Annotated in this window: 19 protein-coding genes; 1 reads left to right on the forward strand and 18 read right to left on the reverse strand. The window is 30.4% G+C overall.

What is annotated here, in order from left to right:
• Positions 1-7: 7 nt before the first annotated feature.
• From ABD771_RS06370 to ABD771_RS06420, 11 genes are all read right to left on the reverse strand, one after another.
• Positions 8-2,374 carry a hypothetical protein gene (locus ABD771_RS06370; RefSeq protein ID WP_345092276.1) on the reverse strand — a complete coding sequence of 789 codons (2,367 nt, stop codon included), beginning with the start codon at positions 2,372-2,374 and terminating at the stop codon, positions 8-10.
• Positions 2,334-3,476, reverse strand: coding sequence for a hypothetical protein (locus ABD771_RS06375; protein ID WP_345092280.1), 1,143 nt, complete (start codon positions 3,474-3,476; stop codon positions 2,334-2,336). The genes ABD771_RS06370 and ABD771_RS06375 overlap by 41 nt, the downstream gene beginning before the upstream one ends.
• Positions 3,477-3,668: 192 nt before the next feature.
• The gene (locus tag ABD771_RS06380) at positions 3,669-3,899 is read right to left on the reverse strand and encodes an HP1242/YdcH family protein (protein WP_345092283.1); all 231 of its coding nucleotides are present in this window, start codon (positions 3,897-3,899) and stop codon (positions 3,669-3,671) included.
• Positions 3,900-3,919: 20 nt separating this feature from the next.
• Positions 3,920-4,624: a sulfite exporter TauE/SafE family protein gene (locus ABD771_RS06385; protein ID WP_345092286.1), complete on the reverse strand. Its 705-nt coding sequence runs from the start codon at positions 4,622-4,624 to the stop codon at positions 3,920-3,922.
• A gap of 8 nt (positions 4,625-4,632) precedes the next feature.
• Positions 4,633-5,079 carry a FixH family protein gene (locus ABD771_RS06390; protein WP_345092289.1) on the reverse strand — a complete coding sequence of 149 codons (447 nt, stop codon included), beginning with the start codon at positions 5,077-5,079 and terminating at the stop codon, positions 4,633-4,635.
• A gap of 35 nt (positions 5,080-5,114) precedes the next feature.
• The gene (ccoG, locus tag ABD771_RS06395) at positions 5,115-6,533 is read right to left on the reverse strand and encodes a cytochrome c oxidase accessory protein CcoG (RefSeq protein WP_345092292.1); all 1,419 of its coding nucleotides are present in this window, start codon (positions 6,531-6,533) and stop codon (positions 5,115-5,117) included.
• 90 nt (positions 6,534-6,623) lie between these two features.
• Entirely contained in the window at positions 6,624-7,580 is a 957-nt protein-coding gene (locus tag ABD771_RS06400) for a cbb3-type cytochrome c oxidase N-terminal domain-containing protein (protein WP_345092295.1), read from the reverse strand.
• A 20-nt stretch (positions 7,581-7,600) separates the two neighbouring features.
• Positions 7,601-7,768 carry a CcoQ/FixQ family Cbb3-type cytochrome c oxidase assembly chaperone gene (locus ABD771_RS06405; RefSeq protein ID WP_345092298.1) on the reverse strand — a complete coding sequence of 56 codons (168 nt, stop codon included), beginning with the start codon at positions 7,766-7,768 and terminating at the stop codon, positions 7,601-7,603.
• A 5-nt stretch (positions 7,769-7,773) separates the two neighbouring features.
• Positions 7,774-9,966, reverse strand: a complete 2,193-nt coding sequence (ccoN, locus tag ABD771_RS06410) for a cytochrome-c oxidase, cbb3-type subunit I (RefSeq protein ID WP_345092302.1) — start codon at positions 9,964-9,966, stop codon at positions 7,774-7,776.
• A 2-nt stretch (positions 9,967-9,968) separates the two neighbouring features.
• Positions 9,969-10,163 (reverse strand): cbb3-type cytochrome oxidase assembly protein CcoS, encoded by a 195-nt coding sequence (gene ccoS / locus ABD771_RS06415; protein ID WP_345092305.1) that lies wholly within the window; start codon positions 10,161-10,163, stop codon positions 9,969-9,971.
• A gap of 81 nt (positions 10,164-10,244) precedes the next feature.
• Positions 10,245-12,620: a heavy metal translocating P-type ATPase gene (locus ABD771_RS06420; protein WP_345092308.1), complete on the reverse strand. Its 2,376-nt coding sequence runs from the start codon at positions 12,618-12,620 to the stop codon at positions 10,245-10,247.
• A gap of 105 nt (positions 12,621-12,725) precedes the next feature.
• Between ABD771_RS06420 and ABD771_RS06425 the strand changes: the two genes are divergently transcribed.
• Positions 12,726-13,406, forward strand: coding sequence for a Crp/Fnr family transcriptional regulator (locus ABD771_RS06425; protein ID WP_345092311.1), 681 nt, complete (start codon positions 12,726-12,728; stop codon positions 13,404-13,406).
• Here ABD771_RS06425 and ABD771_RS06430 read toward each other — a convergent pair whose 3' ends face one another.
• The 7 genes from ABD771_RS06430 to ABD771_RS06460 form a co-directional block, all read right to left on the reverse strand.
• Positions 13,407-13,709, reverse strand: a complete 303-nt coding sequence (locus tag ABD771_RS06430) for an antibiotic biosynthesis monooxygenase family protein (RefSeq protein WP_345092314.1) — start codon at positions 13,707-13,709, stop codon at positions 13,407-13,409.
• A 1-nt stretch (position 13,710) separates the two neighbouring features.
• Complete coding sequence (locus ABD771_RS06435) at positions 13,711-15,159, reverse strand: APC family permease (RefSeq protein WP_345092317.1); 1,449 nt, start codon at positions 15,157-15,159, stop codon at positions 13,711-13,713.
• 74 nt (positions 15,160-15,233) lie between these two features.
• The gene (gene mazG / locus ABD771_RS06440) at positions 15,234-16,007 is read right to left on the reverse strand and encodes a nucleoside triphosphate pyrophosphohydrolase (RefSeq protein ID WP_345092320.1); all 774 of its coding nucleotides are present in this window, start codon (positions 16,005-16,007) and stop codon (positions 15,234-15,236) included.
• Between the two features lie 79 nt (positions 16,008-16,086).
• Positions 16,087-16,575 (reverse strand): DUF5606 family protein, encoded by a 489-nt coding sequence (locus ABD771_RS06445; protein WP_345092323.1) that lies wholly within the window; start codon positions 16,573-16,575, stop codon positions 16,087-16,089.
• Between the two features lie 111 nt (positions 16,576-16,686).
• Positions 16,687-17,274, reverse strand: a complete 588-nt coding sequence (def, locus tag ABD771_RS06450) for a peptide deformylase (protein ID WP_345092326.1) — start codon at positions 17,272-17,274, stop codon at positions 16,687-16,689.
• Between the two features lie 142 nt (positions 17,275-17,416).
• Complete coding sequence (gene ruvX, locus ABD771_RS06455) at positions 17,417-17,836, reverse strand: Holliday junction resolvase RuvX (RefSeq protein WP_345092328.1); 420 nt, start codon at positions 17,834-17,836, stop codon at positions 17,417-17,419.
• Between the two features lie 127 nt (positions 17,837-17,963).
• Positions 17,964-18,542 (reverse strand): META domain-containing protein, encoded by a 579-nt coding sequence (locus ABD771_RS06460; RefSeq protein WP_345092331.1) that lies wholly within the window; start codon positions 18,540-18,542, stop codon positions 17,964-17,966.
• Positions 18,543-18,697 lie beyond the last annotated feature (155 nt).

Here is an 18,697-nt window from a genome sequence, read left to right on the forward strand (position 1 = left end):
TTTTAAATTACTTTATAAACTGTTCTAATAATGGACAATTGTATTGTTGGTAAGTTTTAGTATTCTTATAAATAGTTAAGAAATTTTTAATTTCAATTCCTGCAATAAATGGCTTCGGATTTTCCTCATAAGGTTGTGCGAAGGAATAATGCTTGGTTAAATCACATTCAAAAATCATTAAACTTGCCATTGCTTTTATCTCTTTATTTTTAGCTAACTGCAATGCTTTTTGATAGTATTGACTTGCCATTTCAAGATTGTAGAAATTCCCATTTTGAAATGTTACTTCTTTATCTACTCTATTGCCACCAAAAACATAATCTGCAAAACTATATTCACCCGAAGACAAACCATAAGCTGTCATCATCCAAGCGTTTCCAACTGAAGACACATTGTAATAAGCATGAGCTAATTTCAAATTGCTTTCGGCAGTATTTTGTTTTTTCAACTTAATTAATGTAGCTACAAAATTGGCTTTGTCAAATTTATAATCATATTTTCTTTCCTTTGTTCCATAAACTAAAACCTTTGGAATGAAAGGATTTTCATTTAAATAGTATTTAAATTCATAATTTTTTTCATAGAACTCTTTCGGAATTTCAGCAAAAGTTTTTTGAGCTAATTCTAGATTATTATTTCTAAAAGCAAGCGTTCCTTTTACATCTTTGTAGGCATTAATATCTTGATATGTTGTACCAGAGCAAATGTATTTTTCAAAAGGCGTTTTGTTATCTTTTTGAATTAATCCCATCAGGTTATCAATATCTTTTTCTTTTGCAAAACGCTCGAAATAACCTATGTAATAATAGTAGTATTGGTCTTCATAATAGCTATAATATCCACCAAAATTATCTGAATATGTCTTCTTGTTTTCTGATTTTAAAAACAATAAACCCGCAGTTGCAGCATCTTTTTTATCTAAATATTGTTTACTTGCAATGCGATATAGAGAATACATACTTTTAAAAAGTGTGGCATCATTTTCTACAATATCTTCAATAGCATTGAAACTTTCGAATAGAATTTGTTTCGTTTTTTCATCAGAGATATTTACTTGTTTTAGAGCTATTAAAGCCAATTGAATATGCTTTTGAAGTAGAATACTAGCATTCGCATTGGCAGAAATTTTATCGGAATATTGCTTGCCTAGATCTATTTCATCGTTTATAAAACATAATTGTGATATGGCTGTGTTGTAAAAATCTTTTTGCTCACCAACAGCTTGGGATTGAATTACAATTAAAAACTCTTTCAGCTCGTTTAAGTAAGCTAAATCTTTAATTTCGTTTACTTTTTTGGCTTTTTCATAATCGGTATACCAATCTTGAGTTTCAAAAACCACTGATGGAGAATTTTCGGTATATTTTGGAGTAAAAATCCAATCTTCTAATTTGTTGATTTCTCTTCCAACAAGAAAACTAAAATACTCACTTTGAGGAATTAATTGTTGAATTTCCTTCAAGTCTTTTAAAGCTGGTGATGGATTTCTCATGCATTTTAATGCCAAAATTATTCCTTTTTCAAAATCGTTTTTAGCATATTTTAATGTTTCTTCAATGATTTTATCATCAAAATTTAGCATTACAGCAAATGCTTTTTCATCACATGAAACAAAGACTTTACTTAAATAATAATTTCTTAATGCTTTATCTTCTATAGACATAGCAAAATAATGCATTGCCCAAGGATTCAAAATAGAATTGTCTTTAGAAGTAAAATACTTTTGATACAACTCTTCAATTTCTTTAGAAGTTCCATTGTTGTAAAAATCATATCGCAACAATAAAAATGCATATCTTTTAATTAGAAAAGCGTCTTTAGTAGATTGCAATTTATTTTTGAAATTTGAAATTACCGCTTTCACTTTAGATTTTTCATGATAATAATCTACTTGAATATCATCCCAAGATTCCCATTTATTTCTGCCTAAATTGTTATATTCAATCTTTTTGGCTAATGAAATATACTCAAAAAACAATTTGTTCTTTGGTAAAGCCAATGCTTCAATAAAGGAATTGTCTTTAAATACATTTTGTAAAACTTTAGATTTAGAGGCATTTTCAAACTTTTCAGATTCAGTATTGTAAAGAATTTCATAAATGTCATCAATAGAAATTTGGTTACCAAGTTTGGCTTGCCATTCTTTACAATTTCTAATTTGATCGGCATTTTTTCCTTCTTTTACAGACATATAATAATCGGCAGAATAGCAAAATGGTCTTAACTTAATATTATTAATTCGCTCGGCACGAAATAACGCTAAACGAGTTGTTTCAGGAGTTTCACTCCATCCACAAGCAAAAACTTGAATACTAAATAACAGAAAAAAAGAACTAAAAACTTTCATAATACTTGGATATGTTTTGAACTCCATAATCGTTTATGTATTTTTTATCGAATGAAAAGAAGGTAACTTTAGTAGTGTTTGAAATCTTTACTTTATCTTTAATTATATCAATCATATCGTCAATTTCTTTATCTGAAATTTTTTCAATTTTTATTTCATCACCATTTCTTGCGTAGAAATTTCCTATTTGAATGTCATCTTGCAAAGTGTATTTGTTATCATCCGTTTTTTTGAAAATTGTTGGGCTTTTTTCAAATTCTTGATAATCGGAAACAACACCTTTAAATTCGCCACCACGAAATAAAACGGACCAACTAAACAAAGACAAAGCAATATCTAATTCTAATGGATATTTATCATGCGTGATGTAATCTGCTAATTCATCACTTGTACCGATAGAATTTTTGGTTTTATATTCGGTTGGATTTGTCATGTTGTAACACATTAAAAGTCCTTTATCTACTGGAGGTATTCCAGCTTTTTCATAGTATTTATATTGCCAAAGTCGAATGGTTGAAGCAATTTTATAATTAGAAAATTTTGATTTCAATTTTTCTAATAAATAAAAATAATTCTCTTTAGATGATTCGGTCCAATCGCAATCAAAAAGAAGTTCTTGAATGTCTCTTTCGAATTTTGGTTTTTCAGCTTTTGAAATAGAATCAATTAAATCTTGACTTGGACTATCATATACAGCTTTATTCTTATATCCTTTAGCCATAACTTTGTATGCGATAGTGCTAACTTTCTCGTCTTGATATTTACCAATTATTTTATTGATACGAGCAACTATTCGTTCCGACAAAATATCCAATTGAGGTTTTGACGAATTTAAAAGCACATCATTAGTTATAAAAATACTTGGTGTAATTTTTAAACTATCTGTAATTCGAATATTATAAATCGTTGCCACAGGTTGGGCTTCTTCTGCATACGGATTCCAATCGACATCAAAAAAGCGCACATACATGTGCTTTAGATTCATTTGTTTGGCAAGAGAATCTTCTTCTTGTCCAAAATAACTATCGGTTTTCCAATAGCAAAAAGACTTAATGACATCATGCTTCTTTTTACTTTCGCAAGATAAAAATAACAACACAACTAGCGGAAAAAGGAGTTTTTTATACATTGAAATATTGGTATTAAATCGATAACGAAATTAGTATAAAACTAGTATATTTTACTAATTAAAAAGTTAGTAATTATGAAAGTTATTTTAGCTTTGATTGTAAGTAGATTCTTTTAAAATGTTTGAACAATAATACAAAATCAAAAAGCACGTCTAACAACGTGCTTTACTTAAAACCCAAAATAAAAATTACTATCTATTAAGGTAAGAATAAATCTTGTCTTTAAGGTTTAGTAACTTTGCTTTTAACTCGTGAGCATATTCATCTATTACAATTTCTTCACCAGTATTGATATTGTGAATTCTATGTTCTAATTCGTGATATTCATCGAATATTTTTCTAAAATGAGTATCTTCAACTTTTAATAGGTGGATTTTATCCTGAAATTCAGGAAACTCGTGGATTAAATTATGTCTTTCCATAATAGTTTGTGTTTAGTTAATTAATTATGACAATTTGCATTTGCTTGCACAAACAAATTCATATTACTTGGTGATAGGTAGGCAATATCTAATCCTAATCCCCTTAAAATAAAGAGCGTTCCGATAATAACAGTAACTAAAGGAATTATCTTTTGCATTTTACTTCGTAATGGAATAGATAAGAAATTAGAGATATAAACTACAGCACTCATCATTGGTATGGTTCCCAATCCATAAAGCAACATATAGGTTACACCTAAAGTTACATTTTGCATGGCTATGGCTCCAAAGAGAGCAGCATAAACCAATCCGCATGGGAGAAATCCGTTTAACAATCCAATGGTAAAAAGAGCATCCGGAGATTTTCTTTTAAATTGGTTTCCCAAACTTGTTTTTACATTAGATAGTAACTTATAAACTGGTTTAGAAAAATTATATTTCATGAACAATCGCTCAGGAATTAATACAATTAAAATCATTAAAATTCCAACAATTATTGATATGTGTTGTTGGATACCAGCCATGTAAAATCCTTTACCCAATATTCCAAAAATAAGTCCTAATGATGCATAGGCAGATAATCTTCCTATTTGATACAGCATTATTTGAATTACTTTTTTTGTTGGATTACTTCTATCAACAGGCAACATCATAGCAATTGGACCGCACATACCAATACAGTGCAAACTACTAATCAATCCGAATATAAGAGCTGAGTAAAGCATGACGCTTGTTAATATAAAATAGTTTCTTTACTTAAGAATTCTTTGCCTTCATAAGACCAATCTATAGAAATGTCCCAACGACCGCCAACCAAATTACTTTTAGGTATGAGCAAATGTGGACTAGATAATGAAATAGGAATTTCAAAATCTAATTTTTTGTTTGACGGTCTGTATAAGGACACTTTTCCATTTATTTTTGAGATATCAAATCCATCAGGAAATGCTATCATTATTCCATTTTCAGAAGTAGTAATTTTTACTGCTTCAGACATATCGTGAGCATTTTGCTCTTTTTCCATTTGTTTTTCAAATGTTTGTTCTTTCAAATAGTATTTTTCAACCACTAATTCGTTGTCATATTTACTATCGGATTGCACTTTGAAAACAAAGAATAAGATAAAACTCATAAAAAGCGCAAATGCAATTACTATTCCTGTTCCCCAATTGATTTTCATAACTTTATTTTATTAAAATAATTATAATCTTATTTCTAATTGAAATTCCTTGGACCAATAAAATTGGTTGTTGTTGTTTCTATCAGTTTTTTATCATTATACACTTCTATTTTCAATTCTGTTTTATCTCCTGACAAAAATGCTGGGTGAATTTCAATAAACAAAGTACCTTGAGCTAAACCTTGTCTAGGAACTTTAAATGAAGGAGAACCAACCAATTTAATTTCTCCTTTGGGATCAATCAATTTGAAAGTTACATTATCAAAACCATGCTCAGTCTTATTAACCACTTTATAAGTGTAAACATTACTTAGCTTTTCTCCTTTATGCTGAAACAATTGACCAGGTAAATGAAGAATTGTTGCTTCTACATCATTTCTAAGAAATAACATACCTACTAAAACTCCAGTTAATATAGCTAAAACTGCAATATAACCTTTCATTCTTGTAGTAAGTTTGAACTTCTCTTTCTTTACGATTTCATCCTCGCTAGCATATCTTATGAGTCCTTTTGGCAAACCAACTTTCTCCATAATCGTATCACATTCATCGATACAAGCAGTACAATTAATACATTCTAATTGAGTACCATTTCTTATATCAATTCCTGTTGGACAAACATGAACACAAACTTTACAATCGATACAATCACCTTTTCCTAAAGCAGCTCTATCTTCATTTTTATTAAATTTAGCTCTACCTGTTTCACCTTCGCCTCTTACGTGGTCATAAGCAACATTTATCGACTTATTATCTAAAAGAACACCTTGCATTCTACCATATGGGCATGCTATTATACAAACCTGTTCTCTAAACCATGCATAAATAAAATAGAAAACACCAGTAAAGATTAATAAAGCAATAAGTGTACTTATGTTATTTGTTGGTCCTTCTTTAATAAATTCAATCAACTTATCACTACCTATCAAATATGCCAAAAATACATTCGCAATAATGAAAGAAATTATAAAAAAGACAATCCATTTAGTTACTCTCTTTCTTATTTTTTCAGCATCCCAATCTTGTTTTGCTAATCTTATTTGTTGTGCTCTATCACCATCTATTAAATATTCAATTCTTCTAAAAACCATTTCCATAAAAATAGTTTGAGGACAAAACCAACCACAAAATATTCTTCCAAAAACAACTGTAAAAAGAGCTAAACCAACAACTCCAGTTATCATAGAAATAACAAAAAGATGAAAATCTTGAGGCCAAAAAGGAAAGCTAAATATATTAAATCTCCTTTCAATCACATTGAACATCATAAACTGATTACCATTTATTTTAATAAATGGAGCACTCAATAAAAAAGCTAACAAAAAATAACTTAGTAACTTTCTTTTATCATAAAACTTTCCTACAGGTTTTTTGGGAAATATGTAGGATCTTTTCCCTTCTTCATCAATAGTAGAGATTGTATCTCTGAAACTATCGTCTGGCAATTTTGACATTTTATTATTATTTTTGGTTAAATCAATTGCATTTTGACAACCCTAAGATGAAAAGGTTTTGAGATTATGCTCAAAACCTTTTCATTAGATTTATTTAACAGCTACTGCTTTAGTATCTACTTTAGTACTATCAGCAACTGGAGCTTTAGCATCTTTAGTAGTGTTTTCTTCAACATATTTTTTTGCTTCGGGTTCTGTTGGCTTAGGATCTTTAGGTTTAGAACCTTGAAGACTTAAAACATAACTTGCTACTTTTTGCAAATCTGCAGGTTTCATGCTAGTTTTCCATGCTACCATTCCTTTACCTTCTCTACCACCTTCCATTAATGTGTGAAAAACATTTTTGATACCGCCACCTAATATCCAATATTCATCTGTCAGATTTGGTCCTATTTGACCTCCTCCATCAGCTCTATGGCAAGCAACACAAACATTGGTGAAAATTTCTTTTCCTTTTGCTAAACTGGCAGCATCTGTTAATTGAGTAACTTTTTCCATATCAAAAACATCAGGAGAAGTTTCTTTAAACTTTTCTATATCAGCTTTAGCAACCTCCATCTCAGTTTCAAACTCTTGTTTTTGATCGTAGTCACCAACAATATGAAAACGAACAAGGTAAACAATAGCAAAAATGACACAAGCGTAGAATAAATTTACCCACCAAGGAGGTAAAACATTATCTAATTCACGAATGCCATCGTAATCATGGTCTAACAATACATCAGATTCTTGCTCAATATCTTTAGAACGTGTTAATTTTCTCAATAAACCTTGATAAAACTCACCTTCAGTAAATGGTATTTTTTGGACATCTTCTATTTGTTTTTTCTGTTCCTCTGTTAATAAATGATAAGTAACTTTATCAACAGCACTAACTACAATTTCAATTGCAATTAATAAAAACATGAATACTGCCAAGAATAATGATACCATAGGGTATTTTATAAATGCAGGCTGATCACCTGAATCAATAAAGAATTCCAATGCAGCAAAAACTACAGCAAAAATTAAAGGAACTCTAACGTATGATGGGATTAATTTTTTCATTTTAAAATTTTTATAAATTATTAATCGTTTAGTGGTAATTCACTCAATTCCTTAATTTCATCTTTTTTATAAGTCATAGCCCATATGAAGAAAGAAACGAATACAACAAAGAAAATTGACAGTGAAATGATGGGATATATTGCAACCCCATCTATTGTCTCCATATTATGTTTTACAAACTTTAACATAGTAATTAATTGTTATTGTTTTTAACTTTTACGTCAGTTCCTAATCTTTGCAAATAAGCAATTAAAGCAACAATTTCTCTATCTTTCATTGGAACAAAAGCCTCTCCTTTTACAGCCGCATTTTTCTTACTATCTTCATATGACTTAACAAAATCAGGATCGTTATAAAGATTTTTCTCAATCTTAGACGATTGTTCATCAATACTTTTTAAGGCATTTTTGATATCACTATCTGAATAAGGAACACCTAAAGTTACCATAACTTTCATTTTATCTTCAATCAAAGAATTGTCCATTGCTTTGTTATCATACATCCATTTATATCCTGGCATTATAGAACCAGGTGAAGTACTTCTTGGATCCCACATATGATTAAAGTGCCAGTTATCATTGTATTTTGCTCCAACTCTATGCAAGTCTGGACCTGTTCTTTTAGATCCCCAAAGGAATGGGTGATCATAAACATACTCCCCAGATTTAGAATAATCTCCATATCGCTCAACTTCTGAACGGAAAGGTCGAATCATCTGAGAATGACAATTATTACAACCCTCTCTAATATAAAGATCTCTACCTTGAAGTTCTAATGGTGAATAAGGTTTTACTGCAGCAATTGTTGGAATATTAGATTTTACGACTAACATTGGAACAATTTGGACAATTCCTCCAACAGCAACAGCTAATGTTGTTAACAATGTAAATTGTACTGGTTTTCTTTCTAACCAAGCGTGCCATCCTTCACCTTTCATCTGTCTTGGACTAATTCTAACAAGAGCTGGAGCTTCCGCCAATTCATTTTCAACAGGAGAACCTTGTCTAACAGTCTGTATAACATTATAAACTAAGACTATAATACCAATCAAATATAATGTTCCTCCTATAGCTCTCATCCAATACATTGGCATTATTTGAGTAACTGTTTCAAGGAAATTTCCATAGACTAAAGTTCCATCGGGATTGAATTGTTTCCACATTGAAGCTTGAGTAAAACCAGCAACATACATTGGAAGAGTATAAAGAATGATACCTAAAGTACCAATCCAAAAGTGAAAATTAGCAAGTTTATCTGAAAATAAATTAGTTTTAGTTAGTCTTGGTATTAACCAATATATCATACCAAAAGTTAAAAATCCATTCCAAGCTAATGTACCTACGTGAACGTGAGCTACGATCCAATCTGTAAAGTGAGCAATAGCATTAACATTTTTAAGAGATAACATTGGTCCTTCAAAAGTTGACATACCATAACCAGTAATAGCTACCACATAGAATTTTAATACAGCATCTGTACGAACTTTGTCCCAAACACCTCTTAAAGTTAATAAACCATTAATCATACCACCCCAAGATGGAGCAATTAACATTACAGAGAATACAACTCCAAGATTTTGAGCCCAATCAGGTAATGTAGAATATAATAAGTGGTGAGGTCCAGCCCAAATGTAAATAAAGATTAAAGACCAAAAGTGAATAATAGACAATCTATAAGAATATACTGGACGATTAGCTGCTTTTGGAACAAAATAATACATCAAACCTAAGATTGGTGTAGTTAAGAAAAACGCCACCGCATTATGCCCATACCACCATTGTACCAATGCATCTTGAACACCAGCGTATACAGAGTAACTTTTTAAAGTTGTAAAGTTTACCGGAATTTCCAAGTTATTAAAAATATGTAACAACGCAATAGCAACAAATGTGGCAATATAAAACCATATTGCAACATATATATGTCTTTCTCTTCTTTTAATAATAGTTCCAATCATGTTTATACCATATGCAACCCAAACAATTGCTATTGCAATATCGAATGGCCATTCTAATTCTGCATACTCTTTAGAAGAAGTATAACCCAATGGAAGCGTAATAGCAGCTCCTAATATAATAAGTTGCCAACCCCAAAAATTTAACTTACTTAAGAAATCACTATACATTCTTGCTTTTAAAAGTCTTTGCATAGAATAATAAGATCCAGCAAAAACACCATTTCCAACAAATGCAAAAATTACTGCATTTGTATGAAGTGGTCTTAATCTACCATAACTTAACCAAGGTATTCCATCAGTTAAATGCGGAAATAAATATAAGAAAGCAACTAAAAGCCCTACTAACATCCCAATGACACCGAATGCTATTGAGGCATAGAGAAAGTTTCTTACAATTTTGTTGTCGTAATAAAATTGTTGTTTGTCCATAATTATAATTGTTTTTCGTCTGTTATTTGTATTTGTTTTTTATTAGTTTCTTTGAGAAGTTCATCGTCAAAAAGCATTCTGACTGATGGTGTATAATCATCGTCATATTGTCCTGATTTTACTGCTTTAATAAAAGCAACCAAGAAAAATATAGCAACCGTAATACTTACTGTGATTAATATATAAATGACACTCATACCTTAAATTTGTGTTAACAAAATTACTTTACCCTTTATTTATAAAATATGATATTTATCATACTTATTTTTTTGTTAAAATTACTTGCTTCTTGCGTATATATTTGTCACAATTGTTACAAAACTCACAATTGTGATGGTACTCAACGGCATTATAATAGCGGCAACTATTGGAGACAGATTTCCTGAAACTGCATAACTCAATCCTACAGCATTATACAATAAAGACAAACCAAAACTCATGTAAATTGTCTTCATAGTATTTTTGGAATAATTCATAAAAAAAGCTATTTTATTGAACTGGGATGCGTCTAAAATTCCGTCACAGGCAGGTGAAAAGACATTTACATTTTCTGAAATTGAGATTCCAACGTTACTTTGTGCTAAAGCTCCTGCATCATTTAGTCCATCTCCTATCATCATTACATTTTTACCTTCTTTTTGTAAACTTTCTATGTATTGTAATTTTTGTTCAGGCTTTTGATTGAAAACTAAAGAGGTATTAGATGGCAACATTTTTTCCAAAATTTTACGCTCACCATCATTATCGCCTGATAAAACTATTAGATTATATCTTTTCGATAATTTTTCAAATAACAACTCTAAACCTTCTCTGTATTGATTATTAAAAACATAACTTCCTTTATAAACTCCATTAAACTCCACATGTACTTTGGTTTTTTTATGTGTGTTTTCTGTCATGGTTTTTAAGAACTGAGACGAACCTAATTTTACTTTAACTCCTTCAATTTCAGCAAAAATTCCTTTTCCAATGATTTCTTCAAAACTTGTAGTATCTAACTTTTCTTGATTCGGAATAAAATCGTACAATCTTCTACTCAATGGATGATTAGAACCACGTAAAACGTTTTTTAACAATCTCAATTCTGCGGAATTCAATTCGGAACCTTCGTAAGTAATTGCCGTTTTTTCATTGGTTGTGATGGTTCCTGTTTTGTCAAAAACGATACTATCAACTTTAGCTAATTGTTCTACAACCAATGCATTTTTTAAGTAGAATTTTCTGTTTCCAAGAATTCGTAAAACATTTCCCATTGTGAAAGGTGCTGTTAAAGCTAAAGCACATGGACAAGCCACAATTAGAATAGCTGTAAAGACATTAAAAGCTGTGGTAACATCAATAAAAACCCAGTATAAAAAGGACACAATAGACAATCCTAACAAAGCAGGAGTGAAATAACGACTGATTTTATCGGTAATGGTTTTATGTTGTTGTTCGACTCTTTTCTGAAAAACATCATTACTCCATAATTGGGTCAAATAACTATTGGACACAGAAAAAAGCACCTCCATTTCGATTACTTTTCCCAACTGCTTTCCTCCTGCAAAAACTTTATCGCCTGATTTTTTTTCAATGGCAACTGCTTCACCTGTCACAAAACTATAATCGATAGATGCTTTTGGTGAAATTAAAATTCCGTCTACCGGAAGTAATTCTTGATTTCGGATTAATAATCTGTCACCTTTTACAATATCATAAACTTGAACCGATTCTTCGCTACCATTAGATGCAACTCTAGTAACTGCGATTGGGAAATAGGATTTATAATCACGTTCAAAAGAAAGAAAGTCGTAAGTTTTTATCTGAAATAATTTTCCCATTAACATGAAGAAAATCAAGCCACACATACTATCGAAGAAGCCTTGTCCGTAATCAAATACAATATCGACAGTACTTCGAATAAACATTACCACAATTCCCAAAGCAATAGGAATATCGATATTTAAAAGCCCTGATTTTATACTTTTCCATGCAGAAACATAATATCCGCTTGCAGAATAAATAAATGTAGGAAGTGAAAGTGCAAAAATCAACCATCGGAAAAATCCACGGTATTGATTAATCCAAAATTCTTCTACTTCAAAATATTCGGGAAAGGATAGTAGCATGATATTTCCGAAACAGAAAAATGCTACTCCTATTTTATAGATTAAGGTTCGATCTACTTTCTTTTTTCCTTCATCAAAATTTTCTAACGAAATGTATGGCTCATATCCAATAGAACTTAACATTTCTACGATTTGCTTTAGCGAAGTTTTTTCAGAATTGAAATTAATTCTAACTTTCTTTTCACCAAAATTAACTTGAGAAGTACTTATTCCTGATTGAAGCTTTTGTAGATTTTCCAAAATCCAAATACACGAACTACAGTGTATATGAGGAATGTAGAGTGAAACAATAGCGGTTGCATCCTCTTGAAACTCGAGAAGTTTAGTAACAATTTCTTCATTGTCTAAAAAATCATATTTACCTTTAATATCCAGTGGTGTTGCACCAGGAGATGCTTGAAAATCATAATAACAAGACATATCGTTCTGACTAAAAATCTCATAAACAGTCTTACAACCATTACAACAGAAACTTTTTTCATCAAATAGAACTTCGTCTTTTTTTATAATTTCATTACCACAATGGAAACAATTTTTTGTGTCCATAAATTTGCTCATTTTACCTGAGACAAAGGTGGAACAATAGTTAAAATTAAAATATGATAATTGTCATACATTCACTATTTTTGTAAATCAATAAAACTATCTCCAATGAGTAAATGTGAACAATGTATCGTTAGACAATTTAGCTCGCTTAAGGCATTAAATAAAGAAGAACTTCTTAAAATGGCAGAATGTAAGACCTCTTACATTATTAAAAAAGGAGAACCGATTTTTGAAGAAGGAGAAACTACTAATGGTATTTTCTGTATTAAAGATGGCGTTTGTAAGCTTACAAAGTTGAGTGCCAATGGTAAAGATCAAATTGTAAAATTGGTAAAACCAGGCGAATTATTGGGTCAACGTTCCTTAATAAGTGAAGAACCTACTAATTTAAGTGCTGTTGCACTTGAAGATATGGAAGTATGTTTTATTCCGAAAAAGGAGATTATGGAGTTCTTTAACGAAAATAATCAATTTTCTATGAATATGATGAAAAGTGTTTGTGGTGACTTGAAAGATGCTGATGATCATATGGTTTCTTTAGCGCAAAAAAGTGTAAAAGAGCGTCTGGCAGAAACATTATTAGAATTGGAAGATACTTTTGGTAAAAATGATGATGGTTCCCTTCATATACAATTATCAAGAGAGGAACTTGCCGGAATGATTGGAACTGCGACCGAAAGTTGTATAAGATTACTTTCTGAATTTAACAAAATTGGATTGATTGAATTAATTGGAAAGAAAATCGCTATTATTGATAGAAATAAATTAAAAAGAATGGCTGAATAGTTATTTTTCAAAACTATATTCTTTTTCTACCAAAGCTATTCTAACTGTATAATTTTCATACCATTTTGAAACGCCTAATTTTTGGGCATCAAGATGGTCTAGATTTTGTTTCCAATTCTTAATATCTTCTAGCGTTTTCCAATAGGAAACAGTTATACCAATCTCATTCCTGGCAGATTCAACACCAAGAAAACCCTCTTGCAGCTGCGCTAATTCAATCATTTTAACAGCCATTTCAGAATAATTTTCATCAACAGAAGTTCGTTTTGATGTGAAAATAACTGCATAATAAGGTAACTCCATTTTACTCTTTTTTATTCAAAAATAGATAATATACTGGAATTCCTAATCCAACTATAAAAAGTCCTAAGCCTGTACTTTTAGTATCATAAATCAATAAAGAAATACAAATTAAAGCGGTTACAACAATATACAAAATTGGAATTATTGGATAACCAAATGCTTTGTAAGGACGCTCAGCATTAGGTTCATTTTTTCTTAAAATAAAAATTCCATAGATAGTTAGTATATAAAACAAAAGTGATGCAAATGTGGCATAAGTAAGTAAATCGCCATATTTACCTGAAATACATAGTATACAAGCCCATAAACATTGCAACCAAAGTGCTCTTGCAGGCGCATCTTTATCGTTTAAATCACCTGCTGCTTTAAAAAACAAGTTGTCTTTTGCCATAGCATAAAACAATCTTCCACCAGATAAAATTAAGCCTGAATTACATCCAAAAGTTGAAATCATAATCAATCCAGCCATTACAAAAACACCAATATTTCCCATAATCATATTGGCTGCAGCAGTTCCTACTCTATCTTCGCTGGCAAACATGATTCCGTTTCCTAAAACACTTCCTGAATCAGGAGTTCCATTTATTGGAAGTAAAGCCAAATAAGCTACGTTGGCTAAAATGTAAATGATAGTTACAATTAAAGTTCCTAAAAACAAACTTCGTGGAATGTTCTTTTTGGGATCTTTAATTTCGCCAGCAATAAAAGTTACATTGTTCCAGGCATCACTTGAAAAAAGTGAGTTTATAATTGTTGCACCCATTGCTCCTATTAAACCTATTCCGACTAATTTTGTAACAGTAATACTTCCGTCTGGATTTACTATGGTTTTTGAGGCATCCCACATATTGGCAAAATTGTTAGATAAAACATCTGTTTTTAATCCAACATACAATCCTAAAATAATTAATGCAAAAAGAGCAATCAATTTGGTTGAAGTAAAAAATAATTGAATGGATTTACCTGTTTTAACTCCTCTAGTATTTATGTAAGTTAATAATAATATACTAGCCATGGCTAAAACTTGCTTATTGGTAAAAACGAAACTATCGCCAATTTTTATAAGTTCGGTATCTAAAACCGGGAAAAATACTGCCGAATACTTGGCAAAAGCAACTGCAACAGCAGCAATTACACCTGTTTGAATCACAGTAAAAACGGTCCAACCATATAGAAATGAAGCTAATTTCCCATAAGCACGTTGGATGTACACAAATTGTCCACCTGCATTTGGCATCATTCCTGCTAATTCGCCATAACTCAATGCAGCGCTCATTGTAAGCAATCCAGTAACTAACCAAATCACCAAAATCCATGCAGCCGATCCAACATCTTTTGCCATTTGGGTTGTAACTATAAATATTCCAGATCCAATCATGGAACCTGCAACAATACTTGTGGCATCAATTAATCCTAAGGAACGTTTTAATTCGTGTTTTAATTCTGACATTGGTTAGTTTTTGGTTGGTTAGTTTTCAAATATAAGTATTTTTAAATAATCAAATGAATTATAAAATATTGCAGTTACAACTTCTTCGCCTCGTTCCAAAAAACATCCATTTCTGCTAATGTCATATCCATTAATGGTTTTCCGAGTTCGCCAGCTTTGCTTTCTAAATATTGAAAACGCTTAATGAATTTTTTATTGGTTCGTTCAAGAGCATCTTCTGGATTTACTTTCAAGAATCTTGCATAATTTATCATTGAAAATAAAACATCTCCAAACTCGGCTTCAATTTTATCTTGATTTCCTTCTTTTACTTCGACTTGAAGTTCTTGCAATTCTTCTTGTACTTTATCCCAAACTTGATGCGGTTCTTCCCAATCAAATCCTACTCCTTTAACTTTATCTTGAATTCTTGAAGCTTTAACTAATGCTGGTAATCCTTTTGGAACACCCTCTAAAACCGATTTTTTTCCTTCTTTAAGTTTGAGTTTTTCCCAATTTTGCTTTACTTCTTCTTCATCGGCAACTTCAACATCACCATAAATATGTGGATGACGATGTATTAGTTTATCACAAATTTCATTACAAACATCTGCCATGTCAAAATCATTTGTTTCGCTTCCGATTTTGGCATAAAAAACTATGTGTAATAACAAATCACCAAGCTCTTTTTTAACTTCTTGCAAATCATTATTTAGAATTGCATCTCCCAATTCGTAGGTTTCTTCTATAGTTAAATGACGAAGGCTTTCGATAGTTTGCTTTTTATCCCAAGGACATTTATCACGTAAATCGTCCATAATATCTAATAATCTATTGAAAGCATCGAGTTGTTGTTGTTTTGAATTCATATCTTTTATTTTAGTAAAAATAAAAAATCCTATCACAATACTATTGCAATAGGATTTATATTTATAAAAAAGTAATTAACTATTTTTTTGCTTTAGCTTTTGGTTTTTCAGCAGTTTCATTTTTAGCCTTTACTTCTTCAACTACTTGTTCTTTTACAGATTCAGCGTTTTCAACTTTTGGTTCTTCTTTAGAAACCATTCCTTTTGCTTGAAGCATGTTGTACCAATTCAATACTTTTTTAATATCTGATGCATACACTCTATCTTCATCATAATCTGGTACAATTTGAGAAAAATATTCAATCAACTTTGCATTATCTTCTTTATGAGAAATTGCAGGTCCTTCATTTTCTTTTACTGCAATTGCACGTAAAATTTCAACTAAAGGTTTTTCTTCGCTATGTGTGTACATTGAAATTTCAGAAAGTAAACTTACGTTACTTTTCATTCCAACTGTAATCTTTTTTCCATCTAATAATGATTCAGCGACGAAACCCGAACGCGTTTGAATTTTTAATTCGAATAAACCTGGTTTTCCTGAAATGGCTAATATTTTTTCTACATTCATTTTCTAAAAATTATTTTAAGCGGTGGCAAATATATTATAAAACTTCAATTTCAACTGAAATATTAAAGATAAAATTTCTGAAATCTAAAATCTACTATTCTCAACACAAATTTATCTTCCTTTTTTGTTACAAAATCGCATTCTATAGTCTGGTCTTGCTTTACCATCCATAATATTTTGCAATTTCTTTTTAATTAACGTACGTTTTAGTGTAGATATTTTATCGGTAAATAGAATTCCTTCAATATGATCGTATTCGTGTTGTATCACTCTGGCAATCAAGCCATCATAAACTTCTGTTTTTTTGTTAAAATTTTCGTCAAAATATTCGATAGTAATCGTTTCATTTCTGTAAACGTCTTCTCTTACATCTGGAATACTTAAACAACCTTCATTAAAACCCCATTCTTCACCTTCTTCTTTCAACATTTTAGCATTAATGAATGTCTGCTTGAATCCTTTTAATTGTTCTTGTTCTTCTTTTGTTAAATCTTCACTATCACTAAAAGGTTCGGTGTCAATAACAAATAATCTAATTGTTAAACCTACTTGTGGCGCAGCTAAACCAACACCATAAGCGTTATACATGGTATCATACATGTTAGCAATGATTTCTTTCAAATTAGGATATTCGATAGTGACATCATCACATACTTTTCTTAAAACTGGATCGCCGTAGCCAACTATTGGTAATATCATTTTTTAGTATTCTGTTTTCAATATTCAGTGTTAGCCGAATAGTTTGCATTTATTTTTTGCAAAAGTAATTAAAAAAATAAATTAGTGTTACAATTTAGAGGTTTTTGATTTAGACAATCGTACACTTTTGATAAGTAAGCAACTAAGTGATTTTAAATCGCAATAAATAATCCTGCAACATTATTGTAGCAGCAATTTCGTCTACTAAAGCTTTATTCTGACGTTGTTTCTTTTTTAAACCACTATCAATCATAGTTTGGAAAGCCATTTTGGAAGTGAAACGTTCGTCAACACGTTCCATTTTCATTTCAGAAAACTCTGATTTGAATTTGATAACAAATTTTTCAATAATTTCGGCACTTTCAGACGGTTTACCATTCATTTGTTTGGGTTCACCAATAATTACCTTTTCAACTTTTTCTTTAGCAAAATATTCTTTTAAAAAAGCTATAATAGTTTCAGAAGGAATTGTTGTTAAACCTGATGCAATTATTTGAAAATCATCAGTAACTGCAATTCCTGTTCGTTTTATTCCGTAGTCTATGGCTAAAATTCTTGGCATTTTAAAAATTTTATACAAATATAGGATATTGAATTAGTGAAAATAATTTTTCTAACTTAAATAAAACAAAAAAGGCACTCTTTACAGAATACCTTTTACTAAATTGTAATTTAAAATTTAAATCAAACTATTTAACAGCTTCAAATTTTGCTAAAGCTGCACCTTTTGCCTTATGAAAATGCAACATTTTACCTTCAATCATATAATTGTCAGTTTTTTCAATTGTTTTGATGAAATTGCTTTCAAACTCCATATTTGGGCAAGCCATTTTGGTGGCAATTATTTTTGAAAAAGCTAATTTTCCTGTAGATTTCATAACAAAAGTTCCAGCTAAATTATTACAACCTGCAAAAGCTGCAAACTTACCTGATTTAGAGTCTAAATTTATAAAGTAGTCTTTGTTAGTAGCACTTTTTACTGCTTTACCGTTTAATTCTACCAATTTCCATTTAGTTTCTGCTAATGCAAACTTACCTTTAGAAGGATCTGTTGTTTTTACTGTTGTATTTGTAGACATTTTGTTTAATAATTCAACATCAGATGAATCAACTTTGATGGTGTCGGTAACCATAGTATCATTGACTACATTAGTAGCGTCTTGATATTCAATGGAGTCGTTTTCGGTTGAAGTCGTTTCATTTTCTTTTTTCTGACAACTAATTATTGTAAGAAATGTTAAAGCTAAAATAAGGTAAGTTTTTTTCATATTAATGTAACATATAGCTGTTTTTACTATATAGTACAAATTTGAGAACATTTACATTATGTATTGTTACACAATAATCTAAATATGTTACATATTAATCTGAATATGTTGCATATAAAACTATTTAGTAAAATTAAATAGTGTCAAATAACAAT

It is taken from the genome of Flavobacterium chungnamense (assembly GCF_039539165.1).
Lineage (GTDB): Bacteria > Bacteroidota > Bacteroidia > Flavobacteriales > Flavobacteriaceae > Flavobacterium > Flavobacterium chungnamense.

Coding starts and splice junctions, on each gene's coding strand:
- ABD771_RS06370 (WP_345092276.1), bottom strand. CDS start 2,374: ATGGAGTTCAAAACATATCCAAGTATTATGAAAGTTTTTAGTTCTTTT.
- ABD771_RS06375 (WP_345092280.1), bottom strand. CDS start 3,476: ATGTATAAAAAACTCCTTTTTCCGCTAGTTGTGTTGTTATTTTTATCT.
- ABD771_RS06380 (WP_345092283.1), bottom strand. CDS start 3,899: ATGGAAAGACATAATTTAATCCACGAGTTTCCTGAATTTCAGGATAAA.
- ABD771_RS06385 (WP_345092286.1), bottom strand. CDS start 4,624: ATGCTTTACTCAGCTCTTATATTCGGATTGATTAGTAGTTTGCACTGT.
- ABD771_RS06390 (WP_345092289.1), bottom strand. CDS start 5,079: ATGAAAATCAATTGGGGAACAGGAATAGTAATTGCATTTGCGCTTTTT.
- ccoG (WP_345092292.1), bottom strand. CDS start 6,533: ATGTCAAAATTGCCAGACGATAGTTTCAGAGATACAATCTCTACTATT.
- ABD771_RS06400 (WP_345092295.1), bottom strand. CDS start 7,580: ATGAAAAAATTAATCCCATCATACGTTAGAGTTCCTTTAATTTTTGCT.
- ABD771_RS06405 (WP_345092298.1), bottom strand. CDS start 7,768: ATGTTAAAGTTTGTAAAACATAATATGGAGACAATAGATGGGGTTGCA.
- ccoN (WP_345092302.1), bottom strand. CDS start 9,966: ATGGACAAACAACAATTTTATTACGACAACAAAATTGTAAGAAACTTT.
- ccoS (WP_345092305.1), bottom strand. CDS start 10,163: ATGAGTGTCATTTATATATTAATCACAGTAAGTATTACGGTTGCTATA.
- ABD771_RS06420 (WP_345092308.1), bottom strand. CDS start 12,620: ATGGACACAAAAAATTGTTTCCATTGTGGTAATGAAATTATAAAAAAA.
- ABD771_RS06425 (WP_345092311.1), top strand. CDS start 12,726: ATGAGTAAATGTGAACAATGTATCGTTAGACAATTTAGCTCGCTTAAG.
- ABD771_RS06430 (WP_345092314.1), bottom strand. CDS start 13,709: ATGGAGTTACCTTATTATGCAGTTATTTTCACATCAAAACGAACTTCT.
- ABD771_RS06435 (WP_345092317.1), bottom strand. CDS start 15,159: ATGTCAGAATTAAAACACGAATTAAAACGTTCCTTAGGATTAATTGAT.
- mazG (WP_345092320.1), bottom strand. CDS start 16,007: ATGAATTCAAAACAACAACAACTCGATGCTTTCAATAGATTATTAGAT.
- ABD771_RS06445 (WP_345092323.1), bottom strand. CDS start 16,575: ATGAATGTAGAAAAAATATTAGCCATTTCAGGAAAACCAGGTTTATTC.
- def (WP_345092326.1), bottom strand. CDS start 17,274: ATGATATTACCAATAGTTGGCTACGGCGATCCAGTTTTAAGAAAAGTA.
- ruvX (WP_345092328.1), bottom strand. CDS start 17,836: ATGCCAAGAATTTTAGCCATAGACTACGGAATAAAACGAACAGGAATT.
- ABD771_RS06460 (WP_345092331.1), bottom strand. CDS start 18,542: ATGAAAAAAACTTACCTTATTTTAGCTTTAACATTTCTTACAATAATT.